Origin of the sequence: Xanthomonas sp. SHU 308, from assembly GCF_000364645.1 — a bacterium.
Classification (GTDB): domain Bacteria; phylum Pseudomonadota; class Gammaproteobacteria; order Xanthomonadales; family Xanthomonadaceae; genus Xanthomonas_A; species Xanthomonas_A sontii.
The window spans coordinates 1-1,834 of sequence record NZ_AQOK01000184.1 but is presented as its reverse complement, the minus strand read 5'-3'; the positions used below and the strand labels follow the sequence as shown (position 1 = coordinate 1,834).

At 70.6% G+C, this 1,834-nt stretch carries 2 protein-coding genes; both read left to right on the top strand.

Features of this window, described 5'->3' with window-relative positions:
* The coding region (gene aceF / locus D588_RS0107375) for a dihydrolipoyllysine-residue acetyltransferase (protein WP_017915519.1) at positions 1-1,441 on the top strand (1,441 nt) is incomplete at its 5' end.
* Positions 1,442-1,573: 132 nt separating this feature from the next.
* The coding region (locus D588_RS24250) for a biotin/lipoyl-containing protein (protein WP_043083845.1) at positions 1,574-1,834 on the top strand (261 nt) is incomplete at its 3' end.

Genomic DNA, 1,834 nt, shown 5'->3' with positions numbered 1-1,834 from the left:
GCCGGCCCAGCAGGCCGCCGCGCCCGCGCAGAACGCGGTCAAGCCGGCTGCGGCCGCGCCCGCCGGCGTGGTCGAGGCGCGGGTGCCGGACATCGGCGACTACAGCGACGTGCCGGTGATCGAGGTGCTGGTCGCGGTCGGCGACACGGTCAAGAAGGACCAGGGCCTGGTCACCCTGGAGTCGGACAAGGCGACGATGGAAGTGCCCTCGTCGGTGGCCGGCGTGGTCAAGGAACTCAAGGTCAAGGTCGGCGACAGCCTGTCCGAGGGCAAGCTGGTGGCGCTGATCGAAGTAGCCGGCAGCGATGCCGACGCGCCGGCCGCGTCCGCGGTGCAGCCCAGCGCCGAGACCGGCGGCGGCGTGGAGCCGGTGCCGGCCTCGTCCGCGCCGGACAAGCTGGCCCAGCGCGAGATCGCCCAGGTCCAGGCCACGGCGCCGGCCAAGGCCGCCGCGCCGTCCGCCACCCAGAGCAGCCCGCCGGTGGCGTTCGACGCCGACAGCGTGCTGCCGCAGAAGGTGCCCTATGCGAGCCCGGCGGTGCGCGTGTTCGCCCGCGAGCTCGGCGTGGACCTGTTCCAGGTCAGCGGCTCGGAGCAGGGTGGCCGCATCACCAAGGACGACGTGCAGCGCTACGTCAAGGCGGCGCTGTCCGGCGCCGCGCCGGCCGCCGCCGGTGCCGCGCCCGCCGCGGGCGGCAATGGCCTGAACCTGCTGCCGTGGCCGAAGGTGGACTTCGCCAAGTTCGGCGAGGTCGAGGTCAAGCCGCTGTCGCGGATCAAGAAGATTTCCGGAGCCAACCTGGCGCGCAACTGGGCGATGATCCCGCACGTCACCCAGTTCGAGCAGGCCGACATCACCGACCTGGAAGCCCTGCGTGTGGCGTTGAACAAGGAGAACGAGAAGGCCGGCATCAAGCTGACCATGCTCGCCTTCCTGCTCAAGGCCAGCGCCGCGGCGCTGAAGCAGTTCCCCGAGTTCAACGCCTCGCTCGATGCCAGCGGCGAGAACCTGACCCTGAAGAAGTATTTCCACATCGGCTTCGCCGCCGACACCCCGAACGGGCTGGTGGTGCCGGTGATCCGCGACGTGGACAAGAAGGGCGTGGTCGAGCTGGCGCGCGAGAGCGGCGAGCTGGCCAAGAAGGCGCGCGACGGCAAGCTGGGCCCGGCCGACATGAGCGGCGGCTGCTTCTCGATCAGCTCGCTCGGCGGCATCGGCGGCACCGCCTTCACCCCGATCGTCAATGCGCCGGAAGTGGCGATCCTGGGCGTGTCCAAGTCGTCGATCCAGCCGGTCTGGAACGGCAAGGAATTCGCGCCCAAGCTGCTGCTGCCGCTGTCGCTGAGCTACGACCACCGGGTCATCGACGGCGCCGCTGCCGCGCGCTTCACCACCTACCTGAGCCAGGTGCTGGCGGACATGCGCCGCGTGCTGCTGTAAGCCCTGTCGTCACGGCGCCGCGTCCGTCGCGGCGCCGGTTTTCCCCCACCTGCGCGCGCCGCCTGTTTGCGCGGTCGCGCCGACGAACTGCAAACGCCCACCGCCGCGGCGAGGGGCCACAGGAGAAGCTGCATGGCGGTCATTGAGGTCAAGGTCCCGGATATCGGCGACTACAGCGACGTTCCGGTCATCGAGGTGCTGGTCGCCGTCGGCGACACGGTGAAGAAGGACCAGGGCCTGGTGACGCTGGAGTCGGACAAGGCCACGCTGGAAGTGCCGTCCGCGGCTGCCGGCGTGATCAAGGAACTGAGGGTCAAGCTCGGCGACACCCTCTCCGAGGGCGCGGTGATCGCGCTGCTGGAGACCGCCGATGGTGCCGCCGCCGGCGCGCCA